The sequence below is a fragment of the Faecalibacterium sp. AM43-5AT genome, assembly GCF_003603345.1.
GTDB lineage: Bacteria > Bacillota > Clostridia > Oscillospirales > Ruminococcaceae > Faecalibacterium > Faecalibacterium taiwanense.
Genome location: NZ_QVGZ01000007.1, coordinates 107,954 through 128,326, shown reverse-complemented (window position 1 = coordinate 128,326; position 20,373 = coordinate 107,954). Strand labels below are relative to the sequence as shown.

Below are 20,373 nucleotides of genomic sequence, written 5' to 3'. Positions count from 1 at the left end.
TCATTATACTTATTTATAAAAGAAAAGACAGGAGGGGAGCATATGGCAGCAGAAAGCAAAACCGGCTGTTTCTTAAACTTTCCTAAGAAATCTTTTGTAGAAACTAAAACGTTCTGCTGGTATACTAAAATCGAATGACAGTACAAGGGGGAAGTGTGAATATGGCAGAACAGACGATCCTGATCGTGGAGGACGACCCGGATATCCGGGACGGTGTGCGCATCCTGCTGGCAGGCGAGGGCTACCACATTCTGGAGGCAGAGAACGGCCTGCGGGCATTGGAGCTGTTCGACCCGGAGGTGGATCTGGTCATTCTGGATATCATGATGCCGGGCATGAGCGGTCTGCGCGTGTGCGAAGAGCTGCGCAAGACCTCGGCGGTGCCCATTTTGTTCCTTACCGCAAAATCGCAGGAGTCGGACAAGCTGCTGGGCCTGACGGCGGGAGGCGACGACTATCTGGCAAAGCCGTTCTCCTTTGCGGAGCTGAGCGCGCGGGTCAAGGCGCTGCTGCGCCGGTACTGCGTGTATCAGGGCAAGGATCAGGTGCATCACAAGCCGCACAACACCACGCTGGAGCTGCACGGTGTGCGCCTTGCACTGGACTGCAACCGTGTGTGGGTGGACGAGCGGGAAGTGGATCTGACCGAGACGGAATACAAAATTCTGCGGCTGCTCATGCAGAACCCGCAGCGCATCTTTTCCATTCAGGTCATTTATGAGACGGTGTGGAACGAGCCGTACTACTATGTTTCCAACGGCACAGTGATGGTGCATATCCGCAACCTGCGTATGAAGGTGGAGGACGACCCGCAGAAGCCCACCCGCATCTGCACTGTGTGGGGCAAGGGCTACCGCTTTGTTTCCGGAGAGGAAGGCGGTCTATGAAAAAGCAGAACGGCCTTGCAAAGCAGTTTATGGGCATGATCGCACTGGCGGCGCTGGAAAGCGTGCTGCTGCTGACAGTATCGCAGGTGGTGCTTGCCAAGGGACTGCGCTTCTGGTTCAGCCGCACGGAGGTGCAGCAGCATGCCACCCAGAAACAGGTGCAGGAGCTGCAGAGCTATGTGACGGAACATCATCTTGCCAGCACGGATGTAAAGGAACTGACGGATTGGAGCCATAAGCGGCGTTATACCCTGCTGGAACTCTACCGGGGCCAGACGATGATCTACTCTTCGTTTGCACCCAAAGACGGGATGATCTCGTTTTTGCCGCAGAACGGCACATCGGATCAGAACCCGGGGGTCCTGGTGGATAAGACCGGCGTTTACGATTGGCTGCCCTGCTACACGCTCACCTTTGCAGACGGTGAGGTGAGCGCGATGCTCTACTACAACGGCTTCAATACCTATTACGGCACCGGGTGCGAAATTTTGCTTTCCCTGTGCATTTTATGGTGGTTTCCGGGCTTTTTCCTTCTGAACAGCCGTAAGATCGTGCGGTACGTGGTGCAGCTCAGTGAGGAGATCCAGGCCATGGAGGGCGGCGACCTCGACCACCCCATTACCATCCGCGGCAGCGATGAGATCACCACGCTGGCCTCCTGTCTGGACTCCATGCGGGTGACTTTGCGCCAGCAGCAGGAAGAGGAAGCACAGGCCGCTGCCAAGGTAAAGAATCTCATCACCGAGATGTCGCACGATCTGCGCACGCCGCTGACCACTCTGCTGCTGTATACAGAGATCTTGCAGTATCATAAGTACGAGACACCGGAACAGGCCGACAATTACCTGAACAAGATCGACGCGAAGGCCCGGCAGATCAAGCAGCTTTCGGATAACCTGTTTGAATATGCCCTTGTCACGCGGGATACGGTGGCCGTGCTGGACCCGCCGGCACATTTTTCCACTGTGTTTGAAGAGCCACTCACGGAAATGGTGGAAACGCTGCAGCAGCGCGGGTTTGCCTGCGCACTGGAACTGGGCGAGGAGGACGTGCTGCTCTTGGTCAGCGGGCAGTACGTGCGCCGCATTCTGGATAACATCACCTCGAATCTGGTCAAGTATGCCGACCCCTGCAGTGATATCCTTGTGCGCTTTGTGCAGGAAGAAGACAGGGCGGGCCTGTGCTTTGAGAACCGCGTCCTGCCGGTGCCCGCCTCCTCGGAGAGCACCAAGGTGGGACTGCCCAGCATTGAAACAATGATGGAAAAGATGCAGGGCATCTGCCGTATTGAACAGCCTGAAGGCATTTTCCGCATGACACTGCTGTTCCAGACCGTCAAAGAATGAAAAAGCAGAGAAGGCTTCCCGCTGAGGGAGGCCTTCTCTGCTTTTTCACACATTGTTGACTTCTCTTAAGTCATCTTAAGACTTTTTTGCCCAAAATCCTAAGAATCATCCTGTATACTTCCAGATATTGGCGGAGAAGATCCCGCCGCATGCAATACAGGAGGGGCGATACGATGCTGCGAAAGAAAAACAGCGAACCGGCACAGCAGCCGGATGCCCAGCAGGAACTGCTGGACTTTGAGAACCCGGCGGTGCAGCCGGGCAAAAAAGACCCGAAACAGTTTTTGAAGCGCAACTGGAAAAAGATCACTGCGGTGGTCTGCGTGGCGGCGGTGGCCGCTGCGGTGCTGCTGCCCAAAAACAGCAAAAAGGCTGTGCAGGCCAGCACCCAGTACATGGAGGCCGCACTGGAACGGCGGGACATCACCAACACCTTCAGCGGTTCCGGAACCATTTCCGCAGCTAACACCTATACGGTCAAGTCGCTGGTGAAGGGCACTGTGCTCACCGCAGATTTTGAGGTGGGCGATACCATCGAGAAGGGTACCGTGCTGTACACCATCGACAGTTCAGACGTTGCCACCAGTGTGGAAAAGGCCCAGCTTGCGCTGGAGCAGGCACAGCGCAGCTACGACGATACAGCCGATGCCCAGTACATCCGCAGCGTCATTGGCGGCACAGTGGCTTCCATCAAAGTCAAGGCCGGTGACTACGTGACCGCCGGGCAGGAGATCGCCACCGTGCGGGACGATTCCAGCCTGCTGCTCACGCTGGAATTCCCGGCAGCGGATGCTTCGGGGTTTGCCGTGGGTCAGGCTGCGGAGGTCATACTCAACGGTACCTTTGAGACCCTTTCCGGCACGGTGCAGGCCGTGGCCGGCACCGATACCATCAGCAGCGGCAATCTGCTGGTGCGCACCGTGACCATTGCCGTGAAGAATAATGGCAGCCTGACCACCGCACAGGCCGCATCCGCCACCATCAACGGTGTCAGCGCGCTGGCTTCGGCCCGGTTCGATTATCAGCACCAGCAGACCGTCACAGCCACCACCAGCGGCACGGTGGCTGCTGTGTGCGTCAAGGAAGGCACTGCCATTGAGGCCAACACGGCCATCGTGCAGCTTTCCGGCACCGAGCTGAGCAGGCAGGTACAGTCCGCTGCCGACAGCCTGCTCAACGCGCAGCTTTCCATGAGCGATACCCAAAAGCAGATGGAAAACTACACCATTACCTCGCCCATCAGCGGCACCGTGATCCAGAAGAATGTCAAGGCTGGTGACACTGTGGGCACCGATACTACAGCCAGCGAGACGCTGTGCACCATCTACGACCTGAGCTATCTGGAAATGACGCTGAATGTGGACGAACTGGAGATCCTCTCCATCAAGGAGGGTCAGACCGTCACCATTACGGCAGATGCCATTTCTGACCGTACCTTTACCGGCGTGGTCACCAGTGTTTCAGCTGCAGGAACCACCACCGGCGGCACCACTACCTACCCGGTGACCATCCGCATCGATGACACCGGCGACCTGCTGCCCGGCATGAACGCCACGGCCGAGATCGAGGTGAGCAGTGCGTCCAACGCCCTTGCCGTTCCCAACGGTTCCGTGGTGCGCGGCAATTATGTGCTGGTCACCAAGGATTCGCCCAGTGCTGCCAATGCCGTGCAGGATATGACCGCACCGGACGGCTATGTGTACGTCAAGATCACCACCGGCACCAGCGACAACGATTCGATCGAAGTGACCGGCGGCCTGCAGGAGGGCGACACCATCGCCTACGATGCCAATGCTGCTGAAAAGCAGAACGCCAGCGACAGCATGGAATTCATGGTGGGCCCGGGCGGCACCATCGCCTACGATGCCGACGCTGCTGAAAAACAGAACGCCAGCGGCAGCGGCGGGCACGGCGGAGGGAACGGAGGCCCCGGCGGCGGAGGCCCGGGAGGTGGCTTCTGATGAGTGCCCTTATTGAATTTGACAATGTGTGCAAGTATTACCAGATGGGCGATACCCTTGTAAAGGCTGCAGATCACATTTCGATGCAGATCAACAAGGGCGAGTTCGTGGCCATCGTGGGCCAGTCCGGTTCCGGCAAGTCTACCTGCATGAACATCATCGGCTGTCTGGATGTGCCTACGGCGGGCACCTATAAACTCAATGGCCGTGACGTGGGCAGAATGAGCCGCGACGAACTGGCCGAGATCCGCAACGAGCTGCTGGGCTTTATCTTTCAGCAGTACAACCTGCTGCCCAAGCTCAGCCTGATCGAAAACGTGGGGGTCCCGCTGGTGTATGCCGGAGTGCCGCGCGGAGAGCGCCGCCGCCGTGCCGCCGCCGCACTGGAGCGGGTGGGCCTTGGCGATAAGCTCCGGAACAAGCCCAACCAGCTTTCCGGCGGTCAGCAGCAGCGTGTTTCCATCGCGCGGGCACTGGCAGGCCGTCCGGCTGTCATTCTGGCTGACGAGCCTACCGGCGCACTGGACAGCCACACCGGCCGTGAAGTGCTGGGCATGCTGCAGGAGCTGCACCGGCAGGGCAACACCGTGGTGCTTATCACCCACGACAACTCCATTGCCGTGCAGGCCCAGCGCATCATCCGGCTGGAGGACGGCCATGTGGTGTACGACGGCGATGCCCACGCACCCGAAGCCGTGGTGCAGCCCAATTATGCACCCAAGGCAGAACAGGAGGGGAGTGCGTCATGATCTATGAGACCTTCCGTGAAGCCATCCAGAACATCTGGAGCAATAAGTTCCGCACCTTCCTCACCATGCTGGGCATTATCATCGGCGTGACGGCGGTCATCGTTATCGTGGGCCTTGGCAACGGCATGACCCAGAGTATCCAGTCCAGCTTTTCAGATCTCGGCACCAACATCATCAGCGTGCAGGTCATGGGTTACGGTTCCCGCTCTGTGAAAGTGGAGGATGTTTACAGCCTCGTGGATGCCCACCCGGATCTGTTCGAGGCGGTGTCGCCTACGGCCAGCATCAACGGAACCGTGAAGGTGGGTACCACCAGCTACAGCAACACCAGCGTCAAGGGCGTGAGCGAGAGCTATCTTGGAATGAGCGGCTGCACCGTCCGCGTCGGGCGCGGCATCAACTACGTGGATCTGACTGACAACAAGAAGATCTGCGTAGTGGGCGATTACATCAGCCGTGTGGCCTATGGCGGCAATGCCGTGGGCCAGACCATCAAAATCGGAGCGGAGAAGTATACCATTGTGGGCGTACTGGAAGCCAAGGTGACAGACACCTCGGATCAGGAGGGCAGCAGCGATGATATCGTTCTGCTGCCCTACACCACGGCGCTGCGTGTTTCACAAACCAGCACCGCCAGCTCCTACGCCGTCACTGTGACCAGTGAGGACAAAATTTCCGAAGCGAAGACCGCACTGGAAAACGGCCTGCAGGAGCTGCTCAGCTCCGATAAGGGCTACATGGTCACCAGCATGAGCGAAATGCTGGATATGATGACCTCCATGGTGAACATGGTCGTCACTATCCTCACAGCCATTGCGGCCATCTCGCTGCTGGTGGGCGGCATCGGCATCATGAACATCATGATGGTGTCCGTCACCGAGCGCACCCGCGAGATCGGCATTCGCAAGGCGCTGGGTGCCAAGGAACGGGTCATTCTGGGCCTGTTCGTCACCGAAGCTGCCACCACCTCGGCGCTGGGCGGCATACTGGGCATCGGTCTGGGCTATCTGCTCTCGGCACTGGCAAACAAGATCCTGCCGCTGGTCATGTCCGATATGGAAATGACCGTGGCACCGTCTCTCAGCTCGGTGGCCGTGGCCTTTGGCATCTCGGTGGGCATCGGCGTGCTGTTCGGCTACCTGCCCGCAAAGCGCGCGGCACGGCTCAACCCCATCGAAGCGCTGCGTTACGATTAAGGAGGCAACTATGAAAAAACGATTCCTCGCACTGCTGCTGTCGGTGTGCATCGGCGTGTCCATGCTGGTGCTGCCCGCATCGGCAGCTGGCTCCAACACGGCGGTGCAGACGGCGGTAACGCTGGGCGCTTTCTCCACCGAGGAAGCTGCCGGGCTGAGCACGCCGCTCACCCGTGGGCAGCTGGCAAAGCTGCTGGTGGCCTTTTCCGCCTACCACGATAACGCCAATACGCAGGGCAGCATCGGCACTCTATATACTGATGTGAACGGCAGCAGCGCTTATGCGCCCTATATCCGCATTGCAGTGCAGCAGGGCTGGATGAGCGGCTATACCGATGGCTCCTTCCGCCCGAATCAAACCGTGACGCTGGAAGAAGCCTGCACCGCCGCTCTGACCCTGCTGGGCTATGATGTGACGACCCTGACCGGCGGCTTCCCCGCAGCACAGCTGAACAAGGCAAACGCCATCGGACTGCGTGCAAATCTGAGCCGCACCCAGGGTCAGGCCATGACCATGGAAGACGGAGCCATCCTGCTGTACAACGCCCTCACCGCAAACACGGCCAGCGGCAGTGTGTACGGTACCACCCTTGGCTTTACGGTGACGAATGGTCAGGTGGATGTTTCGTCCATCCTGCTCAGCAATCTGGAAGGCCCCTTTGTGGCATCGGAAGGCGAAAGCCTGCCCTTTGAGCCGGAGGCCGTTTACTGCAACGACAGCGTGAGCACCAACGCCCAGCTGTCCGCTTATGATGTGTACTATTATAATGCCAGTGCAAAGACCGTGTGGGTCTACACCCGCAAGGCGGCAGGCCGCATCACGGCGGTGTCGCCCAGCGCCAGTGCACCCACATCTGTTACCGTGGCTGGCACCAGCTACACCATTGCAAGCTCCTCGGCAGCAGCCCAGCTGTCCAGCCTGAACGGCGGCGGCGTGGGTCAGGTAGTCACCCTGCTGCTGGGCATGAACAACGAAGCCGTTGCCGTGCTGACCGGTGATGCCGCAGACGAAGTGTTCTACGGCGTAGTGCAGACGGCCACCCGCAGCCTTGTGGAAGAAAACGGCGCGGACGTGCAGCAGAAGGTGGAAGTGAAGTGCACCGACGGCATCACCCGCACAGTGAGCGTGGCCAAGGACCTGAACTACCCGGCCGGCTGGATGGTGAAAATCACCGTGAACGCCGACGGCGAGCAGGTGGATGCCATTGGTAAAAAGGGCACTTCCGGTACGATCAATGCAGACGGTACCGCTCTGGGCGAAACAGCCCTTGCGGACGGCGTGGAAATTCTGGATACGACTTCGGAGGGTGTGGCTGGGACGGTAAGTCCCAGCCGCCTATCGGGGGTAACACTTTCGGATGCTGATGTGCGCTACTATACCACCAATGAGAACGGTCAGATCGATCGCCTGATCCTGAACGATGTCACGGGTGATCTGTGGACTTACGGCGTGCTGGACGACGTGAAAAACCTCATCAACAATGTCACCTCTTCCAGTAGCACCACATCCACCGGCACGACGACCGGTACCACCACAAGCACCTCTTCCAGCACCGATGCAGCTTCCATCGCAGGCGATGTGGCCGAGATCGTGCTGCCCAGCACCGGCGACCTTTTGTGGGGCCTTGTGGACGGAAGCATCGGCAGCAGTGTGTGGGAAAGCGTGACCGGCAGCACCGACAAGCTGGCAAGCTATCTGCTCAAGTTGGGCGCAGCTAACACCAGCGGCGGTCTGAGCACTGTGCTCAACTATCTGGGAAGCGGTGCAGATTACGTGTGCTACGTGAACGGCAAGCAGACGACCTACAAGACCAGCACCAAGTACCCGGTGCTGGCGGGCGGCATTGCTGTGGGCATCAGCACTTCCGGCAAGGTCAAGTCCATGCGGCAGCTGATGCCTGCCGTGATCGACAAGGTGGGCGCGGCCTCGGTGATGAGCGGCGGCAAGAAGTACGAGACTGCCGACGATATGCAGGTGTATCTGTGGTATAAGGGTACCTACTATCCCACCACCCTTTCGCAGGTGAACGGCGAGGACTACACCCTCATTGGCTGGTTTGATAATGACGGCCGCGCAGCAGGCAGCAAGATCCGCGTGCTGATCGCGGTCAGGAAAAACTGAATCCGGCCCGGCCCTCCCCCGACGGGAGGGCTTTTTGCTGTCCGCACGACGCATACGGTCAAGTTGAAAAATGAATAAAATTTGTACATGGAATGATATGTTTTTAGGCTGAATGAGCAAAGAATCGAAAGAAGCCCCATAATCATATTGACATAATGGGTAATGGGGTGTAAACTACGTGCATCGGGTCGAGCAAATCCGAAAATTGAGATCATTCAGGGAGGAAACGGCTATGATGTGTTGTTGCGCAATGTGTTGTTGTACCGCAAACGCTTCCCGGACCGGCCGCCCTGCAGTATGGTATGCCGTGTGAGCATATCTGCATATTCTGTGTGGGAACACGCAGAAGGATCTGTCGCTGATCGCCTGGGAGCTTACTTGAAAAGGGAGCTTCCGGGCGTTTTGTTTTGACCCGCAAATCAGGATACAAGGGAGGAATCCGGCAATGGACTGGAATGCGATCCAGCAATATTTGCCGCTCTACCAGAAAGCCGCTGTACTTACCGTGCGGCTGGGTGTTGCAGGCATCATATTTGCCATCATCATTGGCCTTGCCTGCGCAGTGATCCAGTATGACAAGGTGCCCGTTCTGCGGCAGATCGTGGGTGTTTACATCCAGCTGTCCCGCAACACACCGCTGCTGGTGCAGCTGTTCTTCATTTATTATGGCCTGCCCAAGGTGGGCATCCGCACCAATGCCGAGATCTGCGGCATTGCCGGTCTGGCGTTTCTGGGCGGCAGCTACATGGCCGAAGCGTTCCGCAGCGGTCTGGAAGCCATTGAGCCGATTCAGACGGAAAGCGCCTACAGCCTTGGCATGGATCGCTGGCAGACCATGCGCTACATCATTCTGCCGCAGGCCATGTCCACCAGTATGCCGGCTTTCATGGCAAATGTGATCTTCCTGCTCAAGGAGACCAGCGTGTTCAGCGCCATCAGCCTGATGGACCTGATGTTCACGGCCAAGGATCTCATCGGCATGTATTCCAAGACCATCGAATGTCTGTTCCTGCTGGTGGTGTTCTACCTTATCATTCTGCTGCCGGTGTCCATTGTGGGCAGCCTGATCGAAAGGAGGCTGCGCTATGCTGGATTTGGGTCTTGATGTCCTGTTCAAGGGCAAAAACATGGCCCGCCTGCTGGGCGGCCTTGGCGTTGCACTCAAGATCAGTGCCGTCTCGGTGATCATCAGCCTGCCGCTGGGCATCCTGCTGGGCGTGCTCATGACCTCCCGCAACCCCGTTATCAAGGCGATTCTGCGGCTGTATCTGGAGTTCGTCCGCATCATGCCGCAGATGGTGCTGCTGTTCCTCGTTTACTTCGGCACCACCCGTGCCTTTGGGTGGAATCTTTCCGGCGAGACGGCATCCATCATCGTGTTTGTGCTGTGGGGCACCGCAGAAATGAGCGACCTTGTGCGCGGTGCGCTGATCGCCATTCCGAAGCACCAGTATGAGAGTGCCGAGGCCCTTGGCATGAGCCGTGCGCAGACCTACTGGTACATCATCATTCCGCAGACGGTGCGCCGCCTGATCCCGCTGTCCATCAACCTGATTACCCGCATGATCAAGACCACCAGCCTTGTGCTGATGATCGGTGTGGTGGAAGTGATCAAGGTAGCACAGCAGATCATCGAGGCCAACCGCACCGCCAGCCCCAACGCAGCGTTTGGCATTTATCTCACGGTTTTCGTGTTATATTTCTTCGTATGCTGGCCCATCAGTCTGCTGGCATCCTATCTCGAAAAGAAATGGAAGTGACCGTACATGGCAGAACCTATTTTGACTGTTGAACATCTGATCAAGGCCTATGGCGAGACCCCCGTGCTGGATGATATCAGCTTTGCTGTCAAGCCCGGCGAGGTCATCGTGGTGGTCGGCCCTTCGGGCTGCGGCAAAAGCACCCTGCTGCGCTGCCTGAACGGTCTGGAGCCCACCCAGAGCGGCCGGGTGCGGCTGGGCAATGAGACCGTTGCCTACGGCGGTAAAAATCTGACCCAGCTGCGCCAGCGCATCGGCATGGTGTTCCAGAGCTACGAGCTGTTCCCGCACATGACGGTGCTGGACAATGTGCTTCTGGCACCCACCAAGGTGCAGAAGCGCCCCAAAGCGGAAGTGCAGCAGGAGGCCGAAGCTCTGCTGGACCGCGTGGGACTGCTTGCCAAGAAAAACAGCTACCCGCGTGAGCTTTCCGGCGGACAGAAGCAGCGCGTTGCCATCGTGCGCGCACTGTGTATGCACCCGGAGATCCTTCTGTTTGATGAAGTGACCGCTGCCCTTGATCCGGAAATGGTGCGCGAGGTGCTGGACGTTATGCTGGACCTTGCCAAGCAGGGCAAGACCATGATCATCGTCACCCACGAAATGCAGTTTGCCCGCGCCATTGCCAACCGCGTCATCTTTCTGGATGGCGGCAAGATCGTGGAAGAAGCTGCACCGGCCGAGTTCTTTGACCGGCCCAAGACCGAGCGCGCGCAGCGCTTCCTGCGCACCTTCACGTTTGATGCTGTGAAATGAGTCACAGATCAAGATAAAGGCTGCGGGTGTTCCGCAGCCAAATGGGAAAGATTTTGTAAAGGAGTAATCATTATGAAACAGTCTAAGATCTCTCGTCGTTCCTTCCTGCTGGGTCTGGGCGCAGTTTCCGCTGCCGCTGTTCTGACCGCATGCGGCGGCTCTTCTTCTGCTTCTACTGCAACTGCAGCATCCGGCAGCAGCGTGGTCTACCGCACGCTGGATCAGATCAAGGAGTCCGGCACCATCAACATCGGTGTCTTCTCCGACAAGAACCCGTTCGGCTACGTGGATGAGAACGGCGAGTATCAGGGCTATGATGTCTACTTTGCCCGCCGTCTGGGCGAGGATCTGGGCGTAGAGATCAACTTTGTTTCTACCGAGGCTGCCAACCGTATCGAGTATCTGCAGACCGGCAAGGTGGATGTGATCTTGGCAAACTTCACCGTGACCCCCGAGCGCGCAGAGGAAGTGGATTTCGCTCTGCCGTACATGAACGTTGCACTGGGCGTCATTTCTCCGGACAGCAACGTTATCACCACTCTGGACAACTGGAACGCTGACGATCAGATGATCGTCATTTCCGGCACCACTGCTGAGACCTACCTGACCAAGGAGTACCCCAATATTCCGCTGCAGAAGTACGATTCCTATGCAACGGCCAAGAATGCACTGGAGAACGGCAACGGCGTGGCATGGGCCAACGATAACACCGAGGTCATTGCATTTGCAAAGCAGAACACCGGCTACACGGTCGGCATTCCCTCTCTGGGCAGTCAGGACACCATTGCTCCCGCTGTGAGCCAGGGCAACACCACCGTTCTAGATTGGCTGAACGAGGAGATCAAGACTCTGGGCGAGGAGAACTTCTTCCACAAGGACTATGAGGAGACTCTGGTGGATACCTACGGCACCGACTTCGAGGACGAGCTGGTGGTCGAGGGCGGCGAGACCGCTGCCAGCGAGGCAGCAGCTTCTGAGGCTGCTGCTTCCGAAGTAGCTTCCAGCGCAGCCGCACAGTAAATAAAAACACCGAGCGGGCAGGAGAGGGCTGAACCTTTCCTGCCCGTTTTTGCATTGCACCATCTGCCGGAACGTGCTATACTGAAACAAAACAACTCTTGTCCGAAAAAATTGAAAAAGAGAGGATGTTCCCAATGAAACGTGCCTATACGAACGGGATCCTGCTGGATGGCACCGAGCAGATGCAGCCGGCAGCGCACAAAATCCTACTGACCGAGGATGATAAGATCATTGCCATTGTCGATGAGGGCGTGGATCTGGACGGTTATGAGGTCATCGATCTGCACGGAGGCTATCTGTGCCCGGGCCTGATCAACCTGCATGTGCATCTGGCAGGCAACGGCAAGCCCAGCGCAAAGCCGCGGGATAATGCTGCGCTGGTGCGCAAAATTCTGAGCAATGGCCCGACCCGTGCGGTGGCCTACAGGCTGGTATGCAGCTACGCGAAGCTGGAACTGCTGGGTGGCGTGACTACCATCCGCACCGTGGGCGGCATTGCAGATTTTGACACCCGCTGCCGTGATGATGCCGCTGCAGGCAGACTGCTGGCACCGCGCATCCTTGCTGCCAACGAAGGCATTTCGGTGCCGGGCGGACATATGGCAGGCTCGGTGGCAGTTGCGGCCCATAACAATGCCGAAGCATTGGCTCAGCTCAAAAAGGCCAGCGGACAGAAGGTGGATCTTGTCAAGCTGATGATCACCGGCGGCGTGCTGGATGCCACCGAAAAGGGAACCCCCGGCGAGCTGAAAATGAAGCCGGAAATGGTCAAAGCCGTCTGCGACGAGGCCCACAAGCTGGGCTATACCGTGGCGGCACACACCGAGTCGCCAGAAGGCGTAAAGGTGGCGCTGGAAAACGGCGTGGATTCCATTGAGCACGGCGCAAAGATGGATGATGAGACCATCCGGCTTTACAAGGAGCGGGGAGCCTTTGTGTGCACCACCATCTCCCCGGCGCTGCCCTACGCACTGTTTGATACGGCGGTTTCCGGTGCTTCGGAAAGGGACCAGTATAACGGCAAGATCGTGTTTGACGGCGTGGTGGAAAGCGCAAAGACCGCCCTTGCCAACGGCATCCCGGTGGGATTAGGCAATGATGTGGGCTGCCCCTACATCACCCAGTATGATTTCTGGCGGGAGCTGTGCTACTTCCACAAATACTGCGGTGTAAGCAACCAGTTCGCCCTCTACACGGCCACCCTGCGCAATGCTCAGCTGGCCGGAGTAGGAGACGTGACCGGTTCCATTGAGCCGGGCAAGAGCGCAGATTTTATTGTGACGAAGCACAACCCACTGGACGACCTGCGTGCGCTGCAGCATCTGGAACTGGTGGTCTGCCGCGGCCATGTGATCAAAAAGCCGAACCCCAAGCGGAACAAAACGGTGGATGCCCTGCTGGACCCGTACCTCGAATAATACTGAAAAAGCAAGGAGAGACGATCGGTCTTTCCTTGCTTTTTCGTTCACATGCCTGCCATCACGGCCATGATGCTTTGCCAGCTCTTGTTGCGGGCAGCGGGCACAGTGGTGCGGCGGCGTGCGGGTGCAGAGCCGGAAGAGGCCGTATTCATGGCGGTCATCGGCACCGACGGATGGAAGAATACGGCTGTATCACCGGCCAGCCACTGGGCGGCAAGGCGGGCTGCCTGCGGGTCGGCCTGCAGGGTGCGGCGCTCGGCACCGGCCAGATGATCCGCCAGCCAGTAGAGGATGGCACCCAGCGGCAGGCTGGGCAGAACATCCTGACTCCAGTAGGTCCAGCGGGCACCGGCCCCTACAAAACTCTCCACGGTAATAACGGCACCGGTGCGGGCGTTCTGCGGGATGCTGCCCTGATAATTGATACCGGCGCACTGGCGAAGCTCGGCGGTGATGCGCTGGGTGCGGGGCATATCCAGCCTGTCCTCACGGCAGTAGGCGCGGAAATCGGTCTCGTCGATTAGGCCGTCGGCGCTGGAAGGGAAGCGGCCCACCAGCTGGCCATCGGCGTTGTGGCACAGCTGCCAGCCCTTGCGGAACAGCTGGAAGTTCAGGCAGCGGCGACCCATGGTGGAGTAGCACAGAATGGAGGTGCTCTCACCGGGCAGCTGCTTCAGCTCCAGGCAGGCATCGTTGCCGCAGGTGTCCTGCAGCTTTACCGTTAACAGCAGCTGCGCACCGGGGTGCTGAGCTGACATAGCGTTGTGCATGGCATCAAAATAACGGTTGGCATCCATGATCGGTTCCCTCCTGAAACTATAACACAGCAGTTCGTTGTATAACGGGTGGGCACTGCGCCAAACGACCCGGTGCACAGCAGGCGGCTTACGCAGGAATGTTTTATTGACTGAACATAGTATAGCATACTTTGCAACAAAAAACAACTATAAGTTTGCAGAAAAACAAAATATTTCCGCGCATCCTGCAACAGTGACCCGAAACATGGTTGTTACAAGAGTGAATCAGTTGTGTCCTGTATCAAAAACAGCCCACAGACGGCAAGGCCAAAGCCTCCCATCTGTGGGCTGTTCTGGTAAAATATGGTTCAATCGCCCAGTTCACGAATCTCGTTCTGGATCAGCCGCCCGGCCGCGCGGGCCAGTTGGTCCATGCCGCGGATACGGGCCATGTTTTTGCCGTAGATCTGTGCAGCGGCACCGGCAGAGCTGTCCTCACCCATGAACACAGCCGACACCCGGATGCCCATGCGCTGCAGCGCACGCACCTGCGCGGCAGTGTCAGCCACACCGGCAGCGTCCTCGTAACCGCAGCCCAGCGGGTTTTCTGCACTGGGCGGGATGCGGCGGCTGTCGTTGGGCGAAGCGTCCGTCAGCACGATGAGCAGATGCCGCGGTGCAGGGCCGGGCGCATACTGCAAAAGGTCGCCTGCGGCCCGCAGGGCAAGGCCGTCACGGTTCCAGCCGGAAGCAAAATATCGGTTGATGTTCTGCAGGTTTTTGTCTGCAAAGCCTTTGAGCACACGCAGTACGGTGTAGCCCCGCAGGCTGCTGAAGCTGGACACCCGCACCGGGATACCGCAGGCCGCAAGGCTCTGGGCCAAAATGGACCCTTGAGCCGCGATCACTTCCTGACAGTGCAGGCGGGAAGCGGATGCGTCCAATAAAAGGTCTACCGTAAAAGAGGGCTGGTTCTCTTCCTCGGCACACAAAAACACCCGGTCATCGTTCAAAAGTGGTGCGCGCCAGATGCGCCCAGCGTTCAGGTTGCCACTGCGGGCAACACGGGCGTTGGGCTGCTGGTGCACAAGGATGCAGTTGCGGATCTGCTCGGTAAGCCGCAGCACCACACTGCGGTGCAGTTCCCGATTTTTGGCGTAATAAGCGCGGTTGCGGTCAGCCTGCAGTTCAGCCTGCTCAGCCAGATGTTTTGCTTCCGGGGTGGGGGCCTGTTCCGGACTGGGCACACCGGCACTGAACCACAAATGGCACCCCAGATGGTCGCCCACGCAAAGCTCCTGCTCAGCCTTGCGCAGCCGTTCCGGCGGGTAGAGAGAGCGGCCGAAGCAGCTTTCGATGTAGGCTCTGTCCTGCGCGGCATCCTGCTTCAGGGTGATGTGGGCCCGGCGCTTGTCCACCGCCAGCCCGCTGCCCACAGCATCCACGGAGCTTGAGTGCTCCACGGTCACACGGTCGGTCTTGATCATCTGGGTGGGCATGGCTTTGGTGGCAAGCTTTGCCAGCAGGCCGTCCAGATGTAGATGCAAAGCTGCTCTCTGGTGCACAGTGCCGTCGAACAGGTTGAATTTTGCGTAGATCGATAAAATTTCGGCTTTCAGCTGTTCCGCTGCCGGCGCTTTTTCCGGGGAAAGAGCCGCAGCGAGGCCGGACTCATAAGGGGTCATCACCGGGTCGGCACGGCCCAGTACACGCCGCCAGCGTGCGGCCTGCATGGTGTACACCAGCTGATTTTTTGCCATCCACTCCTGCCGCGAAAGCTTGTACTGGATGGCAAAGAAATAATCTGCATGGGCATGGCGCAGTGCTTCCAGAACCGGGCGGCGGGGCAGCTCCAGCCGATAGGCTGCATTTTCCAGATACAGCCATGTCATGTCGTCCAGCATGGTCTGCCGCAGATCACCGTCCCATGCATCAAAGATGCTGCGGATCAGCGCGTCACCGTAATATTTATGGATGAGGCCCACGACCGTGTTCATGTAAAAATCGGTGGTGCCGTCGGTATAGCGGGCCAGAAACAGCGGCTCAAAGCCATAGGCTCCTGCAGCAGCCCAGACCTGATTGGCCGCACGCCGCTCCTGCGCGGTGTAACTCTGGGCTTCCATCAGCCAAAGAGCTTGGCGGCATCCAGCTTGGCCGGAATGCGCGCCGCGATCACATCACGGATCAAGCCCTGCTCATAGGAGTCAAAGGCCTTGTTGGTGATGCCCATATCCAGTGCCGCGCCTGCCGGGATGCCGCGCCGGATCAGCCGCAGGGCATCCAGCATACCGCGCAGATCCAGCGCCTTGGTGGAAATTTCTGCACTGTCGCACTTTTTCTGCAGGTCAAGGAACAGCAGTGCAAACTGGCGCACATACTTGGAAGTAAGATCGGGGAACTGCGTCCGCAGCAGCTTTTCCAGATCGTCCTGCGTAATGGTGGGCATCTGGATGACCACGAAACGGGAGGTGAGGGCCTCGTTCAGCTCACGAGTGCCGGCATAACCGTAGTTCATGGTGGCAATAAAGCGGGTCTCCTCCGCCAACGGGATGCGGTCGTAGCCGGGCACATCGATGGCACGGCGGAAGTCCAGCACCGCGTGCAGCACGGCCAGCGCTTCGTTTTTGGCCATGTTGATCTCATCCAGCACACCAAAGCCGCCGCACTGGGCGCAGCGGTATACCGGGCCGGGCCGGAACACCACCTGACCGTCCGCAAAAGTGTCCATACCGATGAGGGATGCTGCATCCATGTTCACATGGAAGGAGATGTCCCACGCAGGACGGCCAAAGGCGGCGGCAAGGTTTTCGGCCAGCACGTTTTTGCCGGTGGCTTTTCCGCCTGCCAGCAGCAGGTTTTCGCCGCAGAGCAGCGCCGCCAGCGCCTGCTCCCACACCTGTTTGCCGTAGTAGGTAAAGGCAGGGGAAGGAATGCGCGGGCGCAGTGCGTCCGGCAGGGCATGGGCAGCGCGGTACTGTTGGACTGCTTCCAGCAGAGCGGGGTCTACCCCTTCCTGCTGCAGAGTTTCAAGGAGATCAGACATTTGTACAAACACCTCGATTTTGCCGGTTGTCTGGCACAAACCGGCTGTTCAGCTTTATCATAGCACAATCGTGGGGATTTGTGTAGGGGGCGGGTGGCGAAAAAATGGCAAAGAGAGGCGGCCCCAAACAGGGACCGCCTCTCTTCATGAAGAAAGAAGAAATGGAAAAACGCTTAAGTTGTGCCGGAAAACCGCGCTGAATCAGGCGTTATCCAGACCCGCCATCTGCTTGACGGCCTTCATGGCGAAGGTCAGGGTGCGGCCCATGGCTACACCGGCCATCAGGCAGGGGTAGTTGTTGGCAAAGAAGCTGCCGGACATATCACCGGTGATATACAGGCCCTCCATGGGCTGGTTATTGGTGTCCAGCGCCTGACCCTTTTCGTTGATGGCAATGCCCTGCTCGGTGGTCAGCAGAGAGGCACCCAGCCAGCAGCCATAGAAGGGCGCAGTGCGGATGGCACTCAGGCGGTAAGCGGGCTTGCCGAAATCCTCATCGTTCTGCTTGTCGTACAGCTCATTGTAACGTTCCACGGTAGCAAGGAAGGTGTCCTTGGCAGCACCGGTAAAGCCCATCTTGTCAGCCAGCTCGTCCAGCGTATCGCACTTGAACAATGCACCGGCCTCAATAGCCTCGTCCATCTTACCCTGAATGTACTTCTCGCCGCCGTTGCGGGTCTGGGCAGAGCAGCCGATGGTGTGGAAACGTTTTGCGTCCTCCAGAATGTTGGCATCGCAGATCTGTGCGTAGACGCGGCCCGGCTGGTGGGCAGCAGCGTAGACGATATCGTTGTAGGGGCTGCTCTCGTTGGCAAAGCGCTCGCCGTTGCGGTTCACCTTCAGGAAGGGCTGGGTACCGGGGTTGTACTGGCGGATGTTGCCGGGGAAGGCCTTGCCGCCGAAGGCGGAGTCACTGTCCACGTAGCCTGCATCCACGCCGGGAGCCACGATGCCGCGGTCAAACAGCATGGGAGCAGCTTCCTTGTCCAGATTGGCACCGGCCCACACGGCAGCGCGGATGCCGTAGCCCTTGTCGGCAGGGGAGTAGGAGCAGGCGGTGGTTACGCTGGTGCCCAGCGGATCCAGCTGCTCCATCATGTAGGGGTTGCCGGGGAAACCGCCGCAGGCCAGCAGCACGCCCTTGTTGGCGTTGTAGCGGATAAAGTGGTCATCTTCGGTGCTCTGGGCGATGATGCCGGTAATGCGGCCCTCGCTGTTCTTTTCCAGCTTGGCCAGACTGGTCTTGAAGTCTACATCGTAGCCCAGCTCCTGAATGTACTGCAGCAGCAGCTCATTACGAGCCAGACCAGACTCGCGTTCGCTTGCCATGTAGTTGTGCTCCTGCACAGGGAAGAGGTAGTCGGTGTTGTGCTCCGCGTTCTCTGCAGGCCATGCAGCCTCGCTGCCGGAGGTGAAATCGCACACCCAGCCGTACTTGTCCTCCAGAATGCTACGCATGAAATCGTGCATAGCGGCAGACTCGTTGATCCAGGTCTTGACGACGCGCTGGTCGCACTTGCCGGAGGCATAGCGGGAGATCTCGCTCAGCAGCTTGGCGCGGTCGGCGGGCTGCTCACCGGCGGCCTTGGCAGCAGCGGAGTCGATCGCGCCGTACCAGTGGCGGGTGTCCTGCACGTTGGCGTTCTGCTCAATAACGCGGAAATTCAGGCCGTTTGCAGCTGCATAGGCGGCAGCAAACATACCGCCGTTGCCTGCACCCACAATGAGAATGTCGGTGTCTACGGTCTCGGTGATGGCAGCCTCGTCGATATCGGGTTCTTTGCCCAGCCAGTCGTTTGCATCGCCGGTGGGCAGCTGTACGCTGGACACCACAGTCTCACCCTTTGCCTGTGCGTAGCAGCTCTTGGCAGCTTTCATCACGGCGTCGGAGGTGATGGTAGAGCCGGAAACGCCGTCAATCTCGGCAGAACCGGCAGAAAGCAGCTGCTCACGCAGCTCATCGGCAGCGGCAGCGCCGAAGGAAGCGGTCTCGCCGGAGGTGTCCACCACCACATCGGTGACAGCGCTGTCGGAGAAGGTCATGGTGACCTTGACGGTGGAGGAGATGCCCTCGGCGGTGCCCTCGTAGGTGCCGGGGATGTACTGACCGGCGGCACCGGAGGCAGTGGAGCTGGAGGCGGAATTGCAGGCAGCCAGTGCGCCGGCAGTGACACCGCTCATGGCGGCGGCAGCAGCGATCTTCAGAAAGCCTTTGCGGGAGATCTTGTTCATAGGGATGCTCTCTTTCTTTTTGTTCTTTGTTGTGTTCCTTCTTATCGTGCAGCAGGGTAAAAACTACTTTGCTGAATCTTTAACAATTGTATCGTAGAGCGGCACACTTTACAATTCAAATTTGTTATATTATAATTTAGCAAACCCTAATGTGAGAAGGTGAGGACGCACAGATGAACCAGAGTGCACTGGAAGGATTTGTGAAGATCGTAGAGATGGACAGCTTTTCGGCAGCGGCAGAGGCGCTGTATCTTTCGCAGTCGGCACTTTCGCAGCAGATCCGCACATTGGAAGGACAGCTGCAATTTGAACTGTTTCAGCATGTGCCGCGTCGGGTGATCCTTACCCCGGCAGGCCGGGACTTTTACCCCAAGGCAAAGCAGTTGACGGCCCTGTATCAGGAGGCAGTGCGCCATGCCCGTGCGGTGCAGCAGCAGGCAAACCCACCGGAAAGGCATCTGCAGATCGCCGGTTGTCACGAGGCGATGCGGATGTTCGCGTATGATGTGTTTTCCCTCACCAGTGACCTGTGCCTGCAATACACGCCCATTCTGGGGAAGTGCGCCAACCGCAGCGAAATCTGGCGCAGCCTGAAAAAAGGGGAGATGGATCTTTCCTTTCAGCTGGAAAGTGCAGAGTTCTACGCGCAGGGGCTTACCTTTATGCCGCTGTTCTATGTGCCGGAGCTTTGCATCCCCATCCACCCGCCTGCCGATATGCCGGTGGGCAGGCTGACCTTGGAGCAGGCGCTGCAATACCGCTGGCTGCCCATCAAGGAGATGTACCAGACTGTCTACGAGACAAGTCTGCTGCAGGAGGGGATGGAACGCGGGGTGGAGTTTACGCCGGTGGGCGGCATCCGCAGTGCGCCTTATGGGGACCCGGCGCTCAAGATGGTCCCGGCGGTCTATTACCGCAGACCGGATCTCAGCTTTGTGCGGGTGCTGGACTGGGGCAGGGGACACCGCTTTGGCATCGTGCTGGGGCAAAAACGCGAAGATCCGGTGGTAATGGCCTATGCCCGCGCGTTGCAGCAGCAGCTGCCGTCCTTCTCGGAAAAGCTGTTCGGCCTGAAGCTGGAAGCGATTCAGGAATAAAAAAGAAACACCGCCCGGCGGTTCTCAGTTCGGAGAACTGCCGGGC

The 20,373-nt window shown here is 58.5% G+C and carries 16 protein-coding genes; 12 read left to right on the top strand and 4 right to left on the bottom strand.

Annotated features, from left to right (window positions below; all coding sequences use genetic code 11):
* The first annotated feature begins 161 nt into the window (after positions 1–161).
* The 11 genes from DW937_RS09880 to DW937_RS09830 all read left to right on the top strand — a co-directional run bounded on the left by DW937_RS09880 (position 162) and on the right by DW937_RS09830 (position 13,215).
* Positions 162–887, top strand: coding sequence for a response regulator transcription factor (locus DW937_RS09880; protein WP_097777569.1), 726 nt, complete (start codon positions 162–164; stop codon positions 885–887).
* Complete coding sequence (locus DW937_RS09875) at positions 884–2,233, top strand: histidine kinase dimerization/phospho-acceptor domain-containing protein (RefSeq protein WP_120120813.1); 1,350 nt, start codon at positions 884–886, stop codon at positions 2,231–2,233. Before DW937_RS09880 ends, DW937_RS09875 begins: the two co-directional genes overlap by 4 nt.
* Positions 2,234–2,406: 173 nt before the next feature.
* Positions 2,407–4,194, top strand: coding sequence for an HlyD family efflux transporter periplasmic adaptor subunit (locus tag DW937_RS09870; protein WP_120120812.1), 1,788 nt, complete (start codon positions 2,407–2,409; stop codon positions 4,192–4,194).
* The gene (locus tag DW937_RS09865; RefSeq protein WP_118526111.1) at positions 4,194–4,943 is read left to right on the top strand and encodes an ABC transporter ATP-binding protein; all 750 of its coding nucleotides are present in this window, start codon (positions 4,194–4,196) and stop codon (positions 4,941–4,943) included. Before DW937_RS09870 ends, DW937_RS09865 begins: the two co-directional genes overlap by 1 nt.
* On the top strand, positions 4,940–6,139 hold the full coding sequence (locus DW937_RS09860) for an ABC transporter permease (protein WP_097777573.1): 1,200 nt from the start codon (positions 4,940–4,942) through the stop codon (positions 6,137–6,139). The genes DW937_RS09865 and DW937_RS09860 overlap by 4 nt, the downstream gene beginning before the upstream one ends.
* A gap of 10 nt (positions 6,140–6,149) precedes the next feature.
* On the top strand, positions 6,150–8,261 hold the full coding sequence (locus DW937_RS09855; protein WP_097777574.1) for an S-layer homology domain-containing protein: 2,112 nt from the start codon (positions 6,150–6,152) through the stop codon (positions 8,259–8,261).
* A 445-nt stretch (positions 8,262–8,706) separates the two neighbouring features.
* On the top strand, positions 8,707–9,366 hold the full coding sequence (locus tag DW937_RS09850; RefSeq protein WP_118526105.1) for an amino acid ABC transporter permease: 660 nt from the start codon (positions 8,707–8,709) through the stop codon (positions 9,364–9,366).
* Entirely contained in the window at positions 9,347–10,021 is a 675-nt protein-coding gene (locus DW937_RS09845) for an amino acid ABC transporter permease (protein WP_120120811.1), read from the top strand. The genes DW937_RS09850 and DW937_RS09845 overlap by 20 nt, the downstream gene beginning before the upstream one ends.
* 6 nt (positions 10,022–10,027) lie before the next feature.
* A complete protein-coding gene (locus DW937_RS09840; RefSeq protein ID WP_005945732.1) occupies positions 10,028–10,777 on the top strand; it encodes an amino acid ABC transporter ATP-binding protein in 750 nt (249 codons plus the stop codon).
* 72 nt (positions 10,778–10,849) lie between these two features.
* Complete coding sequence (locus DW937_RS09835; RefSeq protein ID WP_120120810.1) at positions 10,850–11,797, top strand: substrate-binding domain-containing protein; 948 nt, start codon at positions 10,850–10,852, stop codon at positions 11,795–11,797.
* A 134-nt stretch (positions 11,798–11,931) separates the two neighbouring features.
* Positions 11,932–13,215: an amidohydrolase family protein gene (locus tag DW937_RS09830; RefSeq protein WP_120120809.1), complete on the top strand. Its 1,284-nt coding sequence runs from the start codon at positions 11,932–11,934 to the stop codon at positions 13,213–13,215.
* Between the two features lie 47 nt (positions 13,216–13,262).
* On the opposite strand, the gene DW937_RS09825 is transcribed toward DW937_RS09830, so the two are convergent.
* From DW937_RS09825 to DW937_RS09810, 4 genes are all read right to left on the bottom strand, one after another.
* Positions 13,263–14,015, bottom strand: a complete 753-nt coding sequence (locus DW937_RS09825) for a hypothetical protein (protein WP_120120808.1) — start codon at positions 14,013–14,015, stop codon at positions 13,263–13,265.
* A gap of 308 nt (positions 14,016–14,323) precedes the next feature.
* Positions 14,324–16,078, bottom strand: a complete 1,755-nt coding sequence (locus DW937_RS09820) for a hypothetical protein (protein WP_120120807.1) — start codon at positions 16,076–16,078, stop codon at positions 14,324–14,326.
* Entirely contained in the window at positions 16,078–16,998 is a 921-nt protein-coding gene (locus DW937_RS09815; protein ID WP_120120806.1) for a MoxR family ATPase, read from the bottom strand. Before DW937_RS09815 ends, DW937_RS09820 begins: the two co-directional genes overlap by 1 nt.
* A gap of 201 nt (positions 16,999–17,199) precedes the next feature.
* On the bottom strand, positions 17,200–19,230 hold the full coding sequence (locus DW937_RS09810) for an FAD-binding protein (RefSeq protein WP_120120805.1): 2,031 nt from the start codon (positions 19,228–19,230) through the stop codon (positions 17,200–17,202).
* 173 nt (positions 19,231–19,403) lie between these two features.
* Between DW937_RS09810 and DW937_RS09805 the strand changes: the two genes are divergently transcribed.
* Positions 19,404–20,327, top strand: a complete 924-nt coding sequence (locus tag DW937_RS09805; RefSeq protein WP_120120804.1) for a LysR family transcriptional regulator — start codon at positions 19,404–19,406, stop codon at positions 20,325–20,327.
* Positions 20,328–20,373: the final 46 nt, after the last annotated feature.